This window comes from Pseudomonas sp. JV241A (genome assembly GCF_900275665.1).
In the GTDB taxonomy this organism is placed as follows: domain Bacteria; phylum Pseudomonadota; class Gammaproteobacteria; order Pseudomonadales; family Pseudomonadaceae; genus Aquipseudomonas; species Aquipseudomonas wadenswilerensis.
This window is the reverse complement of sequence record NZ_OPYO01000032.1, coordinates 265,896-284,843: the sequence shown is the minus strand read 5'-3', so window position 1 is coordinate 284,843 and position 18,948 is coordinate 265,896. Positions and strand designations below refer to the sequence as shown.

The window sequence follows — 18,948 nt, the reverse complement described above, 5'->3', positions numbered from 1 at the left end:
CATGACCGCCCCCCAGTCGCTTCACGCTCACGCCATTCCCGACAACCTGCTGACCCTCGATGCCCGCCGCCACAGCCGTTTGGGCCGCTGGCTGGTGATCGGCGGCTTTGGCGGTTTCATCCTCTGGGCCGCCTTGGCACCGCTGGACAAGGGCGTGCCGGTGTCAGGCAACGTGGTAGTCGCCGGCAGCCGCCAGGCCGTGCAGCATCCCACCGGCGGCACCATCGAGCGCCTGCTGGTACGCGACGGCGACAGCGTCAGTGCCGGGCAGGTGCTGGTGCAGATGGACGCCACCCAGGCCCAGGCCCAGCATGATTCGTTGCGGGTGCAATACGTCAACGCCCGGGCCAGCGAGGCGCGCCTGCAAGCTGAGCGTGACGGCTTGGCAAGCATCACTTTCCCGGCCGAGTTGCGGGCACTGGCCAGCGAGCCCTGGGTAACCACCGCCCTGGAACTGCAGCGCCAGTTGCGTAGCAGCCGGCGTCAGTCACTGGACATGGAACTGGCCGGCCTGCGCGAAAACATCGCGGGTGCCGAGGCCATGCTGGCCGGCGTGCAGGGCTCGATGAGCCACAAGCAGGAGCAACGCGCCGCGCTCGATGAGCAACTGCAGGGCCTGCGTGAACTGGCCCGCGACGGTTACATCCCGCGCAACCGCTTGCTCGACAGCGAACGCCTGTACGCGCAGATCAACGGGGCGATCTCGGAAGACCTGGGCAATATCGGCCGCACCCGCCGTCAGGTTCTGGAGCTGAAACTGCGCATGGCCCAGCGTCAGCAAGAGTACCAACGTGAAGTCGGCCAGCAGTTGAGCGACATGCAATCCAGCGCCGAAGACCTCGGCAATCGCCTGCGCAGCGCCGCCTTCGAACTGGCCAACGCCCAACTGCGCGCACCGGCCAGCGGCACCGTGGTGGGCCTGAGCGTGTTCACCAATGGCGGAGTGATCGCCCGCGGTCAGCAACTGATGGAGATCGTCCCCAGCGATGCGTCCTTGCTGATCGATGCGCGTGCTCCGGTGGAGCTTGTCGACCGCCTGCACCCGGGCCTGCTGGTAGAAATCATGTTTGTCGCCTTCAACCAAAGCAAAACCCCACGGGTCGAAGGCGAGCTGACCCTGGTCTCGGCCGACCGTCTGGTCGATGAGAAAACCCAGCAGCCCTACTACCAGGTACGCGCCAAGGTCAGTGACGCCGGCTTGCAGCAACTGGCCGGCCAGGACATCCGCCCGGGCATGCCGGTGGAAGCTTTCGTGCGTACTGGCGAGCGCTCGATGCTCAACTACTTGTTCAAGCCGTTGACCGACCGGGTGCATGTCGCCCTGGCGGAGGAATGATGTCGATGCGTGTGTTGTCCTGCCTGCTGTTGCTGGGCACCAGTCTGTCGGCCGCTGCGGTGGACCTTGGTGATGCCTATGCCCTGGCCCTGCGCAACGACCCGACCTTCCATGCCGCCATCGCCGAGCGCGATGCCGGCCTTGAGAGCCGCACCATCGGCCGGGCAGCGTTGCTGCCGAACCTGTCCTACCGCTACAACAATGCCCGCAACGATTCCGAAGTGACCCAGACCAACGCCCGCGGCAACGTCACCAGCCAGCGTGACTATCGCAGCTACTCCTCGACACTGACCTTGCAACAGCCGCTGTTCGACTACGGCGCCTGGGCCGAGTACCGCCAGGGTGTGGCCAAGGCGTTGCTGGCGGACGAGCGTTTTCGTAGCCGCAGCCAGGAGCTGGCGGTGCGGGTGTTCGGCGCCTACAGCGAAGCGCTGTTCGCCAACGAGCAGATCGCCCTGGCCCAGGCCCAGCGCCGTGCCTATGCCGAGCAACTGCAATTGAACCGGCGCTTGCTCAAGGGCGGCGAGGGTACCCGTACCGACCTGCTGGAAACCCAGGCGCGCTATGAGCTGGCCCAGGCCCAGGAAATCGAGGCCAGCGACAACCTCGATGCGGCCCTGCGCGCCTTGCAGGCAATTATTGGCGAGCCGCTGGAGGTCGAGGACCTGGCACCGCTGAGCGGCCACTTTCGCGTGCAACCCTTGCAACCGCTACGTTTCGAGAGCTGGCGCGACCTGGCAGTGAGCCACAACGCCGAGCTGGCATCCCAGCGTCACGCCCTGGTAGCCGCCGACTATGCCGTCGAGCGTCAGCGCGCCGGCCACCTGCCGACCCTGAGTGCCTATGCCAGCACCGGCAAATCCAGCTCCAGTTCCGAAAGCAGCTACGACCAGCGCTATGACACCGACAGCATCGGCATCCAGATCAGCCTGCCGCTGTTCGCCGGCGGCGGGGTGTCGGCGTCCACCCGCCAGGCGGCTGCCGAGCGTGACAGTGCGCGCTTCAGCCTGGATGGGCAGATTGCCGATACCGTCAATCAATTGCGCAAGCAGTTCAACCTCTGCGCCAGCAGTACGGCGAAGATCCGTGCCTATGAGTTGGCGGTCAAGTCAGCCAGCGGCTTGATTACCGCCACGCGCAAAAGCGTCGCCGGTGGCGAGCGGGTCAACCTCGACGTGCTCGATGCCGAACAGCAGCTCTACAGTGCCCGCCGCGACCTGGCCCAGGCGCGCTACGACTACCTGCGCGCCTGGTTGCAGTTGCGTTATCTGGCCGGGGTGCTGGAACCGCAGGATTTGCAGCAGCTCAATGGCTACTTTGCTTCGCGCTGAAACAAAAAGGCCGGTGCATGTGCACCGGCCCCGAAGATTCAACCGCTAACTCATTCAGTGTTCCGAAACCGCCTCTCGTCGCGCCGGCGGCTCTCCATGCTCGCCCTCGCTCATCACCGGCACTTCTATGCCCTCGGCGTTGAACAGCTTGCCGTCTTCGAAGTAGTCGCCATCACGCAGCGCGGAAATGTCCGAGTAGTGGATGGTGCGTTCGTAGGCGGCAGCGAATACCGACTGCTGGTCGGAGTTGCCGGTGGTGAAGTGGTTGAACACCAGGTTGAGCACGATCGCCATGATCGCCGCCGAGCTGATGCCGGAGTGGAAGATGGTCTCGAACCAGTTGGGGAACTGCGCGTAGAAGTTTGGCGCAGCGATCGGGATCATGCCGAAGCCCAGGGAAGCGGCGACGATGATCAGGTTGACGTTGTTCTTGTAGCTGACCTTGGACAGGGTGCGGATACCGCTGGCGGCAACGGTGCCGAACAGCACGATGCCGGCGCCACCGAGTACCGAAGTCGGCACCGCGGCAATGACCCGGCCCATGATCGGCAGCAGGCCGAGCACCACCAGGATCACCCCGCCGGTGGCGACCACATAGCGGCTCTTGACCCCGGTCACGGCTACCAGGCCGACGTTCTGGGCGAAGGCGCTCTGGGTGAAGGAGCCGAAGATGGGGGCCAGGATGCTCGACGCCATGTCGGCACGCAGGCCATTGCCCAGGCGTTTGGAATCGACCTTGGTGTCGATGATCTCGCCGACGGCGAGGATGTCCGCCGAAGTTTCCACCAGAGTCACCATGATCACGATGCACATCGACAGGATGGCGGCGATGTGGAAGGTCGGCATGCCGAAGTGGAACGGCGTCGGCATCGCTACCAGCGGGCCGTCGAGGACCTTGCTGAAGTCAGCCATGCCCAGCGACCAGGCAATCAGGGTGCCGATGACCATGGCCAGCAGGATCGACAGCCGCGAGATGGTCGCGCTGCCCAGCTTGCTCAGCACCAGGACGATGACGAAGGTCAGGCCGGCCAGGCCGATGTTGGCCATGCTGCCGAAATCCGGGGCCTTGCTGTTGCCACCCATGACCCAGCGTGCGGCCACTGGCATCAGGGTCAGGCCGATGGTGGTGATGACGATACCGGTCACCAGCGGCGGGAAGAACTTGGTGATCCGCGAGAACACCGGGGTAATCAGAAAACCGATCAGAGAGGCCGCCATGACTGCGCCCAGTACCCCGGGCAAGCCTCCACCGCCTTCACTGCTGAGGATCGCCCCCATGGTCGCCACGCCGGCGAACGACACGCCCTGCACCAGCGGCAACTGGCAACCGAACCACGGCAGTCCGAGGGTTTGCAGCAGGGTGGCGAGGCCGCCGGCAAACAGCGATGCGGCGATCAGCAGGCCGATGTCGGCAGGGCCCAGGCCGGCCGCCTGGCCGAGGATCAGCGGCACGGCGACGATACCGCCGTACATGGTCAGAACATGCTGCAGGCCATAAGCCAGGTTGGCGCCAAGGCCCAGGTTCTCGTCTTCGGGACGCTGGGCTGAAGACGTGCTAGGGGAGGACGTATTCATGGGGCAAGTTCTCAGTTTTATTGTTGTGGCGCTACTGTAGACAAGTCCTACACGCGAATGCCAGAACAATTGTATACAATTTTTAGATTGGCGTAGGAACAGTCCTACTGATGGTTTGGCTTCAGGGCTGGATGCAGATTCTGTTCCAACAGCCACAGGCCAGCGCCACAGGGCCTCGTGAGGGCACCGTGGAACTGGCTGGAAAGCTGTCTAAGTGGACAAGAAAGGTGTTTGGGTGATGGTAGGTAGGAAGCTAAGAGTTTCTAAACTTCGATCAGTTCGTGGAACTCGCGCTCCAGTTCGGTGCGATCGGCCAGATTAAGCTCGATCAGGCGGCACAGATGCTCCAGCGAATGCAGGTCGATGTGCAGGCAGATAAAGCCGAGCTGGCGGTCGTCGATGTGGCGCAGTTGCACCTGCATCTCTACCTGCGCGTTTTCACCCAGGTGAATCACTGCATCGAACAGTTCTTCGAGATCGGCATCCCAGGGTTCGGGGGATTCGATCAATATGCCCTTGAGGGAGATGTCCAGCAGGCTGACCTGCCAGCGGTGTTCGCCCTGTACCAGTTCGGTGGGCGCGTCGAAGGCAATGCGTTTGAAACGTCGACGTTCTTGGTGGTCGCTCATGTTCAGACACTCCAGGGTTCTTCCTGACTATAGCTCAGCACTTGCCAAGGTCTGCGCAAGGGCGCATAACCAGATTTGCTCAGCCCGCGCTGGAGGGCTCTAGACCAACGTGGGGGCTGGCCTTTCCTGCCAGTATCGCTAGACTCGAAAGGCTGTCTTTTATCCACTAGCTGGAAGCAAACCATGAACAACAATAATAGCCTGCTACGCCACATTCCGTGGCTGGCGCTGGCAGTCATAGGAGCCTGTGCGCTGGGTGTGGTCGCCCTGCGTCGTGGTGAGGCCATCAACGCCTTGTGGATCGTCGTCGCTTCGGTGGCCATCTACCTGGTCGCCTACCGCTACTACAGCCTGTTCATCGCCACCAAGGTGATGCAGCTGGACCCGCGTCGGGCCACCCCGGCGGTGGTTAACAACGATGGTCTGGACTACGTGCCGACCAACAAACATATTCTTTTCGGTCACCACTTCGCCGCGATCGCCGGTGCCGGCCCGCTGGTCGGTCCTGTGCTGGCGGCGCAGATGGGCTACCTGCCGGGCACGCTCTGGCTGATTGCCGGGGTGGTGCTGGCCGGTGCGGTGCAGGACTTCATGATCCTGTTCCTCTCCACCCGCCGCAACGGCCGCTCGCTGGGCGACATGGTCCGCGAAGAGATGGGCCGGATCCCCGGCACCATTGCCCTGTTCGGCTGCTTCCTGATCATGATCATCATCCTCGCGGTGCTGGCGCTGATCGTGGTCAAGGCCCTGGCCGAGAGCCCATGGGGCATGTTCACGGTGATGGCGACCATCCCGATCGCGATGTTCATGGGCATCTACATGCGCTACATCCGCCCGGGGCATATCGGCGAGATCTCGCTGATCGGCGTGGTGCTGCTGTTGCTGTCGATCTGGCTGGGGGGCCAGGTTGCCGCCGATCCGGTCTGGGGCCCGGCGTTCACCTTCACTGGCGTGCAGATCACCTGGATGCTGGTGGGCTACGGTTTCGTTGCCGCGGTACTGCCGGTGTGGCTGGTGCTGGCACCGCGTGACTACCTGTCGACCTTTCTCAAGATCGGCACCATCGTCGGCCTGGCCATCGGTATCCTGATCATCGCTCCCGAGCTGAAAATGCCGGCGCTGACCCAGTTCACCGACGGTAGCGGCCCGGTGTGGAAGGGCACCCTGTTCCCGTTCCTGTTCATCACCATCGCCTGTGGCGCGGTGTCGGGTTTCCATGCGCTGATCTCCTCGGGGACCACGCCCAAACTGCTGGATAACGAAGTCAACGCCCGTTACATCGGTTACGGCGGCATGCTCATGGAGTCGTTCGTGGCGATCATGGCCATGGTTGCCGCCTCGGTGATCGAACCAGGCGTGTACTTCGCCATGAACAGCCCGGCCGCAGTGGTCGGTTCTGATGTTGTCTCGGTTGCGCAAACCGTCAGTAGCTGGGGCTTTGCCATTACCCCGGATGCCCTTGAGGCGGTAGCCAAGGACATCGGCGAGCACACCATCCTGGCCCGTGCCGGTGGTGCGCCGACCCTGGCGGTGGGTATCGCGCAGATCCTCCACCAGGTGCTGCCGGGTGAGAACACCATGGCCTTCTGGTATCACTTCGCGATCCTGTTCGAGGCGCTGTTCATCCTCACCGCAGTGGACGCCGGTACCCGTGCCGGGCGCTTCATGCTCCAGGACCTGCTGGGCAGCTTTGTGCCTGCGCTCAAACGCACCGAATCGTGGGGCGCCAACCTGCTCGCCACCGCCGGTTGCGTGGCGCTCTGGGGTTACCTGCTGTACCAGGGCGTGATCGATCCACTGGGCGGCATCAACACCTTGTGGCCGCTGTTCGGCATCTCCAACCAGATGCTCGCCGGTATCGCCCTGATGCTCGGCACCGTGGTACTGATCAAGATGAAGCGCCAGCGCTACATGTGGGTCACCCTGGTGCCTGCGGTCTGGCTGCTGATCTGCACCACCACCGCCGGCTTCATCAAGCTGTTCGACCCGAACCCGGCGGTCGGCTTCCTGGCCCTGGCCAACAAGTACAGCGTGGCGCTCGACGCAGGGCAGGTGCTGGCCCCGGCCAAGGACATCGGCCAGATGCAGCACGTGATCTTCAACGCCTACACCAACGCGGCCCTGACCGGCCTGTTCCTGTTCGTGGTCTTCAGCATTCTGTTCTTCGCCCTCAAGGTCGGCATCGCTGCCCTGGGCAAAAAAGAGCGGACTGACAAAGAGTCCCCGTTCCAGGCCCTGCCGGATGCGTAACCCAAGAGGAATGCAGTGATGTTCAACGATCTCGGTCGACTGGGTAAGTACCTGGGGCAGGCAGCCCGCCTGATGGTCGGCATGCCCGACTACGACAACTACGTCGAGCATATGCAGACCAAGCACCCGGACAAACCGGTAATGACCTACGAGGAGTTCTTCCGCGAACGCCAGGAGGCTCGTTACGGCGGCAAGGGTGGGCCCAAGTGCTGTTGAAAAGCGGCATGCAAGGCAAGTGACAAAGCTGTGGGAGCCCGGTTTGCGCCGGGCTCCCACAGTCATTTTCAGCGTTCAGGAGTATTCGGTTTGTTACCTCCAATTCCCGTTACCGTGCTCAGCGGCTTTCTCGGCGCCGGCAAGACCACCTTGTTGCGCCACCTGCTCAAGGCCGAGCACGGCCTGAAGATCGCCGTTATCGAAAACGAATTCAGCGATGCCGGTATCGATACCCAACTGCTCGGTGATGAACCGGTGCAGGTCATGACCCTGGCCAACGGCTGCGTGTGCTGCAGCATCCACACCGACCTGACCAAGGCGCTGTTCCTGCTGCTTGAGCGCTTGGACAGCGGCGAGATCGCCTTCGACCGCCTGGTGATCGAGTGCACGGGCCTCGCCGACCCGGCGCCGGTGGCGCAAACCTTCTTCATCGATGAAGAGCTGCGCGAGCGCTATATCCTCGACGGCATCATCACCCTGGTCGATGCCGCGCACGCCGACCTGCACCTGACCCAGACCATTGCCCAGGCACAGGTCGGTTTTGCCGACCGCCTGCTGGTGAGCAAGACCGACCTGGTCGACGCCGCCAGCTTCCAGGCACTGAGCGAGCGTCTGGGGCGGATCAACCGCCGCGCCCCGATTCGGGTAGTGGACAACGGCAAGATCGATCTGGCCGAGCTGCTCGATGTCCGCGGTTTCAACCTCAATGCCGACCTGGGCGGCGGTTTGCGTCTGCGCCCGGCCGGGCAGACGGCGACGCCGGATCGAATCTCCAGCCTGGTGTTGCGCACTGATTCGCCGCTGGATATTGATCGCCTCAGCGACTTCATGAACCAGTTGCTGGAAGAGCATGGCAAGCAGCTGTTGCGCTACAAGGGCGTGCTGAACATTGCCGGGGAGGATCGGCGCCTGGTGTTCCAGGGGGTGCTCAAGCTCTATGGCTTTGATTGGGACAGCGAGTGGGCAGAGGGGGAGGCGCGCGAGAGTGTGATGGTGTTTATTGCGGATGATTTGCCGGAGGCGAAGATTCGCGCCGGATTCGCTGCGCTGACTTGAGCTCCCCCTACCGCGTTTCGGCGATAAGGGGAATGTCTCAGATCTCGTTCGGCTCGCTAAGGTAAGGCGCATTCAACTCAAGGATATTGAGGGTGATTTCCAGTGGTGCTCCCCCTTTGGTACCCAGATAGATCTGTTTGGAGTCGTGAATGGTGCGGCGGTGCGTCAAGCTGCCATTGTTCAACTTCAAGTGAATGGGGAGGCGCAGGTTGTTCAGGTGCTCGTGGCTGATTGGCCGGCCATTCGGGTTGAGCAGGCTGAAAGTGCTGGGTGGACAGCTCTCTACCGGAAAGGCACCGAGCAGACCCGTTTCATTCGCACCAAGGCGTTTGCCATGCTGGGGACCGGGGGACCGGACATACAGCTTGTAGCCTTCCGGCGTGTGGCGAAAGTACAGGGTCAGCGGCACCATGGCCTGGTTGGCAGGCGTCTGATGGCCAAGAAAATGCGAGTCATCGCGGTACTGGATTGCACCGCTGAAGGCGCCGCCGCCTGAGCGGACCAGCGCTACTTTCACTGGCGAGCCCACCAGCTCACCGAGAAAGTTGATTGGGTGGCTGGCGGTTTCCAGTTGGGCAATGAAGGATTGTTGACGATGGGTTGGCATGGATTCACCTGAGTTGTGAGTGTCAGAAGCACAGCGGCGCTGCACCTCTTCACGGTAAGGGCGAAGGTGAGTCCTCAAGTGTTAGATAATTAGGGCAGCACAGGGGCAGATACAAAAAAGCCCGGCTCAAGAGCCGGGCTTTTTCACATCATGCCGCTGTGCTTACTTGCCGTACACCGGCAGCTTGGCGCAGATGGCCTTGACCTTCTCGCGAACGGCGTCGATCACCGCTTCGTTGTTCAGGTCGGCGAGGATGTCGCAGATCCAGCCAGCCAGTTCTTTACACTCGGCTTCTTTGAAGCCGCGAGTGGTCACAGCCGGGGTGCCGAAGCGCAGGCCGGAGGTGACGAACGGCGAACGTGGGTCGTTCGGTACCGAGTTCTTGTTGACGGTGATGAAGGCGCGACCCAGGGCGGCGTCGGCATCTTTACCGGAGATTTCCTGCTTGATCAGCGACAGCAGGAACAGGTGGTTCTCGGTACCGCCGGAAACCACGTCGAAACCGCGCTCGATGAACACGCCGGCCATGGCCTGGGCGTTTTTCACCACTTGCTGCTGGTAGGCCTTGAACTCAGGCTGCAGCGCTTCCTTGAAGCAGATGGCCTTGGCGGCGATCACGTGCTCCAGCGGGCCGCCCTGGGCGCCCGGGAATACTGCGGAGTTCAGCTTCTTCTCGATCTCGGCGTTGGCGCGAGCGAGGATCAGGCCGCCACGTGGACCGCGCAGGGTCTTGTGGGTAGTGGTGGTGACCACGTCGGCGAACGGCACCGGGTTCGGGTACACGCCTGCAGCGACCAGACCGGCTACGTGAGCCATGTCGACGAACAGGTAGGCACCGACCTTGTCGGCGATTTCGCGGAAACGCGGGAAGTCGAGGATCTGCGAGTAGGCCGAGAAACCGGCAACGATCATCTTCGGCTTGTGCTCGACCGCCAGGCGCTCGACTTCGTCGTAGTCGATCAGGCCGTTGGCGTCGATGCCGTACTGGATGGCGTTGTACAGTTTGCCCGAGGAGCTGACGTTGGCGCCGTGGGTCAGGTGACCGCCGTGGGCCAGGCTCATGCCCAGGATGGTGTCACCGGCCGACAGCAGGGCCAGGTAGACGGCGCTGTTGGCTTGGGAGCCGGCGTGTGGCTGGACGTTGGCGTAATCGGCGCCGAACAGTTCCTTGGCACGGTCGATGGCCAGTTGCTCGACCACGTCGACGTACTCGCAACCGCCGTAGTAGCGCTTGCCCGGGTAGCCTTCGGCGTACTTGTTGGTCAGCACCGAGCCCTGGGCTTCCATGACAGCGGGGCTAGTGTAGTTTTCCGAGGCGATCAGCTCGATATGTTCTTCCTGGCGCTGAGCTTCTTGCTCCATGGCGGCAAAGAGATCGGCGTCGTACTTGGCAATGGTCAAATCACGGCTGAACATGGCGGTCCTCAAGGATCGTGCTGAAATAGGCGGGCATTCTACCTCATCAGCTTTTGTCTGGCATATGAAAGGGCATCATGTCGCAGACAAGTGGGCTTCATTCAGGGATCGGTGGTGCTCCAATCGCTGGCAAGCCAGCTCCCACAAGGAACGGTGCATGCAGAACCTGTGGGAGCTGGCTTGCCAGCGATGGGGCTACTCGAACATGAACAGCGTTTCGTTGCTGAATTGCGCTTCGAACTGATGCGCCGGCATCGGCCGCCCGAACAGGTAACCCTGTACCTCGTCACAGCCGTGCTCACGCAGGAACTCCAGTTGCTCATGGGTTTCCACGCCCTCGGCGATCACCGCCAGGTTCAGGCTGTGGGCCATGGCGATGATCGCCCGGGCGATCTGCGCATCCTGTTCGCCCTCGGGCAGGCCGTCGACGAAGGTACGGTCGATCTTCAGCACGTCGATGGGGAACTGCTTGAGGTAGTTGAGCGACGAATAGCCGGTGCCGAAGTCGTCGACGGCGATGCTCAAGCCCAGGTTCTTCAGGCTGTCGAGGATCACCATGGCCTCGTTGACTTCGCGCATCAGGATACTTTCGGTCAGCTCCAGCTCCAGACACGCCGGCGGCAGGCCGGTTTCCTTGAGGATGGTGGCGATGCGTTCGCCCAATTGACCATCAGAGAACTGCCGTGCCGAGATGTTCACCGAGACCTTCGGCACTCGCACCTTGGCCTGGTGCCAGGCCTTGAGCTGGCGGCTGGCCTCCTTGAGCACCCAGTCGCCGACATCGACCACCAGGCCGAGCTCCTCGATCACCGGGATGAAATCCCCCGGCGGTACCAGCCCGCGCCGCGGATGGCGCCAGCGCAGCAGCGCTTCGGCGCCGGTCAGGCGCTTGCCGTCGCCGCTGAACTGCGGTTGGTAATAAAGGATGAATTCGTTCTGTTCCAGGGCGTGGCGCAGGTCGCTTTCCAGCTCCAGGCGCTCCAGGGCACTGGCGTTCATGTCGGCCTGGTAGAACTGGAAGTTGTTCTTGCCGCGTTCCTTGGCGTGATACATGGCGGTGTCGGCGTTCTTCATCAGCTGGCTGAGCTCGCTGCCATCTTGCGGGCTGAGGGCGATGCCGATGCTGGCGGTGACGAAGAACTCGCGGTTCTCCAGCACGAATGGCCGCACCAGGCTGCCGAGAATCTGTTCGGCCACGTGGATGGCGCGGTTCAGGGCCATTTCGCGGGTGGCGCGCGGTTGCAGCAGCAGGGTGAATTCGTCGCCGCCCATGCGCGCCACGGTGTCGTCGTCATCGACGCAGTCGAGCAGGCGCTCGGCCATGTCCTTGAGCATGCGATCGCCCGCGGCATGGCCGAGGGAGTCGTTGATCGGCTTGAATCGGTCGAGGTCGAGGAACATCAGCACCACCCAGGCCTTCTGCCGCTCGGCCTGCTGCAGGGCCGTGTGCAGGCGGTCCTGGAACAGGGTGCGGTTGGGCAGGTGGGTCAGGGCGTCATAGTAGGCCAGGCGATGGATGCGCTGTTCGCTGGCCTTGCGCTCGCTGATGTCGGTAAAGAAGCACACGTAGCTGGCCAGGTCGCCTTCGTCATCGAGCACTGCGGTGATGCCGACCCAGGCCGGATAGTGTTCGCCGCTGCGGCGCTTGAGCCACACTTCGCCTTCCCAGGTGCCGCGCTGGTGCAGCTGCTTGAGCACGTAGCGCAGGTGGGCATCCTGATGCTCATCGACGGTCAGCAGGCTCGGCAACTGGTCCAGTACATCGGCCACGGCATAACCACTGACGCGGCTGAAGGCTTCGTTGGCCTGGACGATGTAGCCGGCCGGGTCGGTGATGAGGATTGCCGAGGTCGAGTGCTCGAATACCGTGGCGGCCATGCGCAGGTCTTTCTCGGCGCGGCGTTGCTGGCTGATGTCGCGGCCGACGCCAAGGATGCCCTCGAAACGCTCCTGGTCATCCCAGACCAGCACCAGGCGCAACTCGATAGGGATCTTGCGGCCATCGGCGCGCAGGCAGTCGAACAAAAACAGCTGGGTCGGCAGTTGGGTGCGCAACTGCTCCAGTTGCTCGGGGTCGCCCAGGGCCTTGTTGACCCGCTCGACCAGGCTGTAGATGCCGGTGAGCTGGGCCGGGTTGGCGATGGTCGAGTGCCAGCCGTTTTCGAAGATCCACTCCACTTCAAAGCCCAGGACCGCCTGGATCGACGGGCTGACGTAGTTCAACTGCAGCAGGCTGTCGGTGGAGAAGATCACGTCGCTGATGCTTTCGGCGAGCATGCGGTAGCGTTGCTCACTGTCGCGCAGGGATTCGCTGGCTTCGATCTGTTCGGTAACGTCCTTGCCGACACCGATGATCCGCGTCACGCAGCCTGCGTTATTGCGGGTCAGGGCCTGTTCGCGGATGTCGAAGCGGCGCCAGCACTGGTCGTGGTGGCGGAATCGCAGTTGGCAATGCAGTTGCTCGACATAACCCGAGTTGCGTTGCTGCTGGCGCAATTGCCGGTAAAGCTGGGCATCGTCCGGGTGCAGCAGCAACTCCCAGAAATGATCGCCCATCTGCGCCAGCTCGGTGCGACTGTAGCCCAGGGTCTGGCCCAGGTTGCGGTTGCTGAAGATCATCAGCTGGCTTTGCACGTCTTGCACGTACAGCTGGTCGGGCACGGTGCGTACTACGTCCGACCAGAAACTTTCGCGTTCGAGCAGCGACAGCTCGACCTGCTTGCGGCTGGTGATATCGCTGATGCTGAGGATCACCGCCTGGTAATCACGGCGCTGCTGCGGGAAACGCACCATCAGCCACAGGTGCAGGTCCTCGCCATCAGCCACCGGCAGGCGCACCTCCAGCTCCAGCTGTTGCTGGTTGTCGAGGATTGCCCCGAGCAGCTGGATGCCGATGCCGTCGTTGTCGGTCTGCGCGCCTTCGACCAGGCGCTGCCAGGCACTGTCGCAGCAATTGACACCGAGCAGTTGCAAGGCCACCTGGTTGACTTCGGTGACCTTCAGTTCTTGCAGCAGCGCCCGGCGCAATGGCTGGTCGAAGGCCAGGCGCTGCTCAAGGGCCGGGCGGCTGCGCAGGCGATAACGTTCGAGCTGGCCGGGCAGGCCGGAGAGGTCGAGTACGCACAGGGCGACCCCGGTGCCTTCGAAAATGTCGTGGTAGCGCCGGCGGCTTTCCTGCAGCAGGCGATGACGACGGCGCATGTTGATCAGGGCCAGCAGCGGGATCAGCGCGCAGAACAAGCCGAGCATGCATTTGCCGATCAGTGCCGGCAGCAGTTGCTGGCGGGCCAGGCCGGCATCGAACAGGCCGCGCAGTTGCCAGGTGCTGTTGTCGAGGAACGCCAGCATCACGCTTTGTAGCGGCTCGTCGCTGCCGGGCGTCGGCTGGTGACGGTTGATGATCTCGCCGGTGCGGCTGTTTTCCAGCAGCCACAAAGGATGATCCGGGCGGTCCAGGTGAGTGGTCAGGTCACTGTAGTAGCTCGGCGCCAGGCGCAGGAGCCAATAGCCGCTGGGGGCTTTCCCCGGCTGGCGCAACAACAGGTAGACCTGCTGGTTGTCGGCGCTGTTGCTGTAATAGAAGTCGCGGCCCTGGTTGAGCCGCAGCAACTCGTCCAGCGCCTGGTAATCGGGCGTACCGTTCAGGCTGTCGGCTTGCAGGCTGCCATCGGCGCCAACCCAGGCGACACTGAGCAGGTTCGGTTGTTGCTGGCGCAACTGGGCGATGACGTTCGGCAATTGCTCAGGGCCAGGCGACGAGCGGTATTGCTGGACCTGATTGAGCGCCACCTGGGCCTTCAGCGCCATGTTCAGGCTCATGTGATCGGCGAGCTCGGCACTGTCGTTCAAGCTCTGCTGATACTGGTCAGCCTGGGTATGACGGAACTGGGCAATCAACTGCCACAGCAGCAGGCCGAGCAGCAACAGGACCAACAGGGCCAGCGCGCCTTTCAATGAGCCGCGCAGCGGCGAGCCTGACGCAGTGGCCGGCTTGCGCAGGGAGGACGGCTGAGTGAGATTGGTCAAACGTTGATCCTGCGGTATGGCTGGATGGCAGGTTTAGAGCTGCTGGTTGGCAAGTGCCGCGTTCCTGGCGACGGCTCCGGTTGCGCACTATAAGCCGGACGCCCGAAGGGCGGCTAGCATGCCCGCAAACGTGGCAAAGTGCCAGCCCTGTTCGTCGGCGGTTTGCCCAACCCGGCGCATTGCGGTAGCTTTGGCCCTTTCCTGGGGGCTACGGCTCCCTTCATCTGTTTCGCTTCTATTTTTTCGTCTCTGACGCTAGGTTTTCCATGGCTCAATACGTCTATACCATGCATCGGCTGGGCAAAGTTGTCCCGCCGAAGCGGGAAATTTTGAAGAACATCTCCCTGTCGTTTTTCCCAGGCGCCAAGATCGGCGTGCTCGGCCTCAACGGCTCGGGTAAATCCACCCTGCTGAAAATCATGGCGGGTGTAGACACCGAGTTCGACGGCGAAGCCCGTCCGATGCCCGAGCTGAACATCGGCTACCTGCCCCAGGAGCCACAGCTGGACCCGTCCAAGACCGTGCGTGAAGTGGTCGAGGAAGCGGTCAGCGTGATCAAGGACGCCCAGGCGCGCCTGGAAGAGGTCTACGCTGCCTACGCCGAGCCGGATGCCGACTTCGACAAGCTCGCCGCCGAACAGGCCAAGCTCGAAGCCATCCTCCAGGCCAGCGACGGCCACAACCTCGAGCGTCAGCTGGAAGTAGCCGCCGACGCCCTGCGCCTGCCGGCCTGGGAAGCCAAGGTCGAGCACCTGTCCGGTGGTGAAAAACGCCGTGTGGCCCTGTGCCGCCTGCTGCTGTCGGCCCCGGACATGCTCCTGCTCGACGAACCGACCAACCACCTGGATGCCGACTCCGTCGCCTGGCTGGAACACTTCCTCCACGACTTCCCGGGCACCGTGGTAGCCATTACCCACGACCGTTACTTCCTCGACAACGTCGCTGGCTGGATTCTCGAGCTCGACCGCGGCGCCGGTATTCCGTACGAAGGCAACTACTCGGGCTGGCTGGAAGCCAAGTCCGATCGTCTGGCCCAGGAATCCAAGCAGCAGTCGGCCCACGAGAAGGCCATGAAGGAAGAACTGGAGTGGGTGCGCAAAGGCGCCAAGGCTCGTCAGTCCAAGTCCAAGGCCCGTCTGCAACGCTTCGAAGAAATGCAGTCGCAGGAATTCCAGAAGCGCAGCGAGACCAACGAGATCTACATCCCGGCAGGTCCGCGCCTGGGTGACAAGGTCATCGAGTTCAAGAACGTCTGCAAGGGTTATGGCGATCGCGTGCTGATCGACAACCTGTCGTTCGCCATGCCCAAAGGTGCCATCGTCGGCGTGATCGGCGGTAACGGTGCCGGTAAATCGACCCTGTTCCGCATGCTGATGGGCAAGGAACAACCTGACTCGGGCAGCATCGAGATCGGTGACACCGTGCAACTGGCCTGCGTTGACCAGAGCCGTGAAGACCTCGACGGCAACAAGACCGTGTTCCAGCAGATTTCCGACGGTTCCGACCAGTTGCGGATCGGCACCTACGAGATCCCGTCGCGCACCTATGTTGGCCGTTTCAACTTCAAGGGCGGTGACCAGCAGAAGTTCGTCAAGGACCTCTCTGGTGGTGAGCGCGGCCGTCTGCACCTGGCCCTGACCCTGAAAGAGGGCGCCAACGTCCTGCTGCTCGACGAACCGTCCAACGACCTGGACGTGGAAACCCTGCGTTCGCTGGAGGAAGCCCTGCTGGACTTCCCGGGCGCCGCCATCGTGATCTCTCACGATCGCTGGTTCCTTGACCGTGTGGCCACCCACATCCTGGCCTACGAAGACGATTCGCAGGCGGTGTTCTTCGAAGGCAACTACACCGAGTACGAAGCCGATCGCAAGAAGCGCCTGGGCGAAGCTGCTGCCCAGCCGCACCGCGTACGGCACAAAAAACTGGCATAACCCTCAGGGTTCTGCACTGGAACGGGGCCTTCGGGCCCCGTTTTTTTGCCCAAAATTTACCGCAGCCCAGTAGGAGCGGGCTTGCCCCGCGGTGCGCTACAACATGTATACACTTATACAAATGCACCATTTAATTTCATAAAAACGACATGTCGCCCTGTTGCGGTGCGGTTGCTTCTTGGTAAAGTCGAGGAAAAAACATAAGTCCAACTCTATCTGGTGAATGTCTACATGATCGAATCTGTCGAAGATTTTCTCGCTCGCCTCAAGCAACGCGACCCCGCCCAGCCTGAATTCCATCAGGCCGTCGAAGAGGTGCTGCGCAGCCTCTGGCCGTTCCTCGAAGCCAATCCGCATTACCTGCAGGCCGGTATCCTCGAGCGTATGGTCGAGCCGGAGCGGGCGATCCTGTTCCGCGTGTCGTGGGTCGATGACCAGGGCAAGGTCCAGGTCAACCGCGGCTACCGCATCCAGATGAGCAGTGCCATCGGCCCGTACAAGGGCGGCCTGCGTTTCCACCGCTCGGTAAACTTGGGCGTGCTGAAATTCCTGGCCTTCGAGCAGGTGTTCAAGAACTCCCTGACCTCGCTGCCCATGGGCGGCGGCAAGGGCGGCTCGGACTTCGATCCGAAGGGCAAGAGCGATGCTGAGGTCATGCGCTTCTGTCAGGCGTTCATGAGCGAGCTGTACCGCCACATCGGTGCCGACCTCGACGTGCCGGCCGGTGACATCGGCGTCGGCGCCCGCGAAATCGGTTTCATGTTCGGCCAGTACAAGCGCCTGGCCAACCAGTTCACTTCGGTGCTGACCGGCAAGGGCATGACCTACGGCGGCAGCCTGATTCGCCCGGAGGCCACCGGCTACGGCTGCGTGTACTTCGCCGAAGAGATGCTCAAGCGCCAGGACCTGCGCATCGACGGGCGCCGGGTGGCCATCTCCGGTTCCGGCAACGTTGCCCAGTACGCCGCGCGCAAGGTCATGGACCTGGGCGGCAAGGTGATTTCGCTGTCCGACTCCGAAGGCACCCTGTACTGCGAAGCCGGCATGACCGACGAGCAGTGGGATGCGCTGATGGAGCTGAAAAACGTCAAGCGCGGCCGTATCAGCGAGCTGGCCGAGCGTTTTGGCCTGGAGTTCCGCAGAGGCCAGCGGCCCTGGAGCCTGGCGTGCGACATCGCCCTGCCATGCGCGACCCAGAACGAACTGGACGCCGAAGACGCCCGCACCCTGCTGCGCAACGGCTGCCTCTGCGTGGCCGAAGGCGCCAACATGCCGACCACCCTCGAGGCTGTGGATATCTTCATCGAGGCCGGCATCCTCTTCGCCCCGGGCAAGGCGTCCAACGCCGGCGGCGTGGCCGTCAGTGGCCTGGAGATGTCGCAGAACGCCATGCGCCTGTTGTGGACTGCCGGTGAAGTGGACAGCAAGCTGCACAACATCATGCAGTCGATCCACCACGCCTGCGTGCATTACGGCGAAGAGAACGGCCGGATCAACTACGTCAAGGGCGCCAACATCGCCGGCTTCGTCAAGGTTGCCGACGCCATGCTGGCCCAGGGCGTGGTCTAAGCCTCGGGTTCGATGGCGACGATCTCGATCGACAGATCCCCTGCCGGTCGTCGCCACAGCACCTCGTCACCGGGCGCGGCTCCCAGCAACGCCCGGCCCAGGGGTGAACCCCAGTTGATCAGGCCGCTGGCGGCATAGGCCTGGTCTTCACCGACCAGTTGCACCTGATGCTGGCGGCCCTGCTCATCGACGAACCGTACCCGGCTGCCAATCTGCACTTTTTCATGGGAAGTGGCGGGCGCGACGACCTGGGCGCTTTGCACCCGGGCGCTGAAGTAGCGCAGGTCGCGTTCGGTTTCGGCCAGACGCTGCTTGTCGGTCTGGTCGCCCTGGCTCAGGAGTTCGCTGCGCAGGCTGTTCAGTTCGGCGAGCCGTTGTTGCAGCAGGGTCAGGCCACGGGCAGTGACATGGTTGGGTTGCTCGCTGACCCGGCGTTCCACCGGCTGGTTGGCCTGGTCGGCGGCCTGGTCTTCGTTGACGAATGCTCGGCTCATGAGGGCCTCCTTTCATGGGAGACCATGCTGACAGTCCCGCAGTTGCATCGGATGTCCGATTGCGACCTACTTGCGTCGATAGGCGCGCGCGGCATCCCGATCTTTTTCTTCCTGCCACTGCTCATCACGATCCTCCCAGTGACGGGCGCGGTATTCCTGCAGGTCCTGGTTCTCCTGCATGGCGTGGCACTGGCGAAAGCCATCGTCCCAGCCGGACTCATACTGGCGGTTGTGCAGGTAACGCGGTACGTCCTTGCGAAAATCCCCGGCCATCACCCCGGCGGCCTGGCGGCCGCTGCTGCAACCGTCCTGGAAACCATCGGCGTAGGCCGGTGGATAACCCTGATTGATCAGTTGCTCGTGGGTTGTCTGGCAACCCGCAAGTACACCCATTAGCGCTACTACCAGCCAATACCGCCGCATGTTCAGACTCTCCGCTTGCCAGGGAAAGTCTAGGTGGGGAATTGTTGGTGGCGTGTCAAAAGGATGTGATCAGGGTATTGGGGCTGCTG

General features: G+C 62.6%; 14 protein-coding genes. 7 read left to right on the top strand and 7 right to left on the bottom strand.

Annotated elements, in window-relative coordinates:
- The first annotated feature begins 1 nt into the window (after position 1).
- Both JV241A_RS21430 and JV241A_RS21425 read left to right on the top strand, forming a co-directional pair.
- Entirely contained in the window at positions 2-1,336 is a 1,335-nt protein-coding gene (locus JV241A_RS21430; RefSeq protein WP_134064347.1) for an HlyD family type I secretion periplasmic adaptor subunit, read from the top strand.
- A gap of 5 nt (positions 1,337-1,341) precedes the next feature.
- Entirely contained in the window at positions 1,342-2,667 is a 1,326-nt protein-coding gene (locus tag JV241A_RS21425) for a TolC family outer membrane protein (protein WP_134064345.1), read from the top strand.
- A 54-nt stretch (positions 2,668-2,721) separates the two neighbouring features.
- On the opposite strand, the gene JV241A_RS21420 is transcribed toward JV241A_RS21425, so the two are convergent.
- On the bottom strand, positions 2,722-4,242 hold the full coding sequence (locus JV241A_RS21420; RefSeq protein WP_115088790.1) for a nucleobase:cation symporter-2 family protein: 1,521 nt from the start codon (positions 4,240-4,242) through the stop codon (positions 2,722-2,724).
- Between the two features lie 263 nt (positions 4,243-4,505).
- Positions 4,506-4,871 (bottom strand): PilZ domain-containing protein, encoded by a 366-nt coding sequence (locus tag JV241A_RS21415; protein ID WP_115088789.1) that lies wholly within the window; start codon positions 4,869-4,871, stop codon positions 4,506-4,508.
- A 183-nt stretch (positions 4,872-5,054) separates the two neighbouring features.
- On the opposite strand from JV241A_RS21415, the gene JV241A_RS21410 reads away from it, so the two are divergent.
- The 3 genes from JV241A_RS21410 (at position 5,055) to yjiA (ending at position 8,393) form a co-directional block, all read left to right on the top strand.
- Positions 5,055-7,121, top strand: a complete 2,067-nt coding sequence (locus tag JV241A_RS21410; protein WP_134064343.1) for a carbon starvation CstA family protein — start codon at positions 5,055-5,057, stop codon at positions 7,119-7,121.
- 18 nt (positions 7,122-7,139) lie between these two features.
- The gene (locus JV241A_RS21405) at positions 7,140-7,337 is read left to right on the top strand and encodes a YbdD/YjiX family protein (protein WP_010226397.1); all 198 of its coding nucleotides are present in this window, start codon (positions 7,140-7,142) and stop codon (positions 7,335-7,337) included.
- A 90-nt stretch (positions 7,338-7,427) separates the two neighbouring features.
- Positions 7,428-8,393 carry a GTPase gene (yjiA, locus tag JV241A_RS21400; RefSeq protein WP_115088787.1) on the top strand — a complete coding sequence of 322 codons (966 nt, stop codon included), beginning with the start codon at positions 7,428-7,430 and terminating at the stop codon, positions 8,391-8,393.
- A 37-nt stretch (positions 8,394-8,430) separates the two neighbouring features.
- On the opposite strand, the gene JV241A_RS21395 is transcribed toward yjiA, so the two are convergent.
- The 3 genes from JV241A_RS21395 to JV241A_RS21385 all read right to left on the bottom strand — a co-directional run bounded on the left by JV241A_RS21395 (position 8,431) and on the right by JV241A_RS21385 (position 14,442).
- A complete protein-coding gene (locus JV241A_RS21395; RefSeq protein ID WP_134064341.1) occupies positions 8,431-9,000 on the bottom strand; it encodes a hypothetical protein in 570 nt (189 codons plus the stop codon).
- A 162-nt stretch (positions 9,001-9,162) separates the two neighbouring features.
- Entirely contained in the window at positions 9,163-10,416 is a 1,254-nt protein-coding gene (gene glyA / locus JV241A_RS21390; protein WP_038997233.1) for a serine hydroxymethyltransferase, read from the bottom strand.
- A 195-nt stretch (positions 10,417-10,611) separates the two neighbouring features.
- Positions 10,612-14,442: an EAL domain-containing protein gene (locus tag JV241A_RS21385; RefSeq protein WP_134064339.1), complete on the bottom strand. Its 3,831-nt coding sequence runs from the start codon at positions 14,440-14,442 to the stop codon at positions 10,612-10,614.
- Positions 14,443-14,708: 266 nt separating this feature from the next.
- On the opposite strand from JV241A_RS21385, the gene ettA reads away from it, so the two are divergent.
- Together ettA and gdhA are read left to right on the top strand one after the other, a co-directional pair.
- Complete coding sequence (gene ettA, locus JV241A_RS21380; RefSeq protein WP_134064337.1) at positions 14,709-16,373, top strand: energy-dependent translational throttle protein EttA; 1,665 nt, start codon at positions 14,709-14,711, stop codon at positions 16,371-16,373.
- 231 nt (positions 16,374-16,604) lie between these two features.
- Entirely contained in the window at positions 16,605-17,942 is a 1,338-nt protein-coding gene (gene gdhA / locus JV241A_RS21375) for an NADP-specific glutamate dehydrogenase (protein ID WP_115088783.1), read from the top strand.
- Here gdhA and JV241A_RS21370 read toward each other — a convergent pair.
- Together JV241A_RS21370 and JV241A_RS21365 are read right to left on the bottom strand one after the other, a co-directional pair.
- The gene (locus JV241A_RS21370; protein ID WP_115088782.1) at positions 17,939-18,436 is read right to left on the bottom strand and encodes a GreA/GreB family elongation factor; all 498 of its coding nucleotides are present in this window, start codon (positions 18,434-18,436) and stop codon (positions 17,939-17,941) included. The genes gdhA and JV241A_RS21370 overlap by 4 nt on opposite strands.
- 66 nt (positions 18,437-18,502) lie before the next feature.
- Positions 18,503-18,859 carry a hypothetical protein gene (locus JV241A_RS21365; RefSeq protein WP_115088781.1) on the bottom strand — a complete coding sequence of 119 codons (357 nt, stop codon included), beginning with the start codon at positions 18,857-18,859 and terminating at the stop codon, positions 18,503-18,505.
- Positions 18,860-18,948 lie beyond the last annotated feature (89 nt).

Coding starts and splice junctions, on each gene's coding strand:
- JV241A_RS21420 (WP_115088790.1), bottom strand. CDS start 4,242: ATGAATACGTCCTCCCCTAGCACGTCTTCAGCCCAGCGTCCCGAAGAC.
- ettA (WP_134064337.1), top strand. CDS start 14,709: ATGGCTCAATACGTCTATACCATGCATCGGCTGGGCAAAGTTGTCCCG.
- gdhA (WP_115088783.1), top strand. CDS start 16,605: ATGATCGAATCTGTCGAAGATTTTCTCGCTCGCCTCAAGCAACGCGAC.
- JV241A_RS21370 (WP_115088782.1), bottom strand. CDS start 18,436: ATGAGCCGAGCATTCGTCAACGAAGACCAGGCCGCCGACCAGGCCAAC.
- JV241A_RS21430 (WP_134064347.1), top strand. CDS start 2: ATGACCGCCCCCCAGTCGCTTCACGCTCACGCCATTCCCGACAACCTG.
- JV241A_RS21410 (WP_134064343.1), top strand. CDS start 5,055: ATGAACAACAATAATAGCCTGCTACGCCACATTCCGTGGCTGGCGCTG.
- JV241A_RS21405 (WP_010226397.1), top strand. CDS start 7,140: ATGTTCAACGATCTCGGTCGACTGGGTAAGTACCTGGGGCAGGCAGCC.
- JV241A_RS21365 (WP_115088781.1), bottom strand. CDS start 18,859: ATGCGGCGGTATTGGCTGGTAGTAGCGCTAATGGGTGTACTTGCGGGT.
- JV241A_RS21415 (WP_115088789.1), bottom strand. CDS start 4,871: ATGAGCGACCACCAAGAACGTCGACGTTTCAAACGCATTGCCTTCGAC.
- JV241A_RS21425 (WP_134064345.1), top strand. CDS start 1,342: ATGCGTGTGTTGTCCTGCCTGCTGTTGCTGGGCACCAGTCTGTCGGCC.
- glyA (WP_038997233.1), bottom strand. CDS start 10,416: ATGTTCAGCCGTGATTTGACCATTGCCAAGTACGACGCCGATCTCTTT.
- JV241A_RS21395 (WP_134064341.1), bottom strand. CDS start 9,000: ATGCCAACCCATCGTCAACAATCCTTCATTGCCCAACTGGAAACCGCC.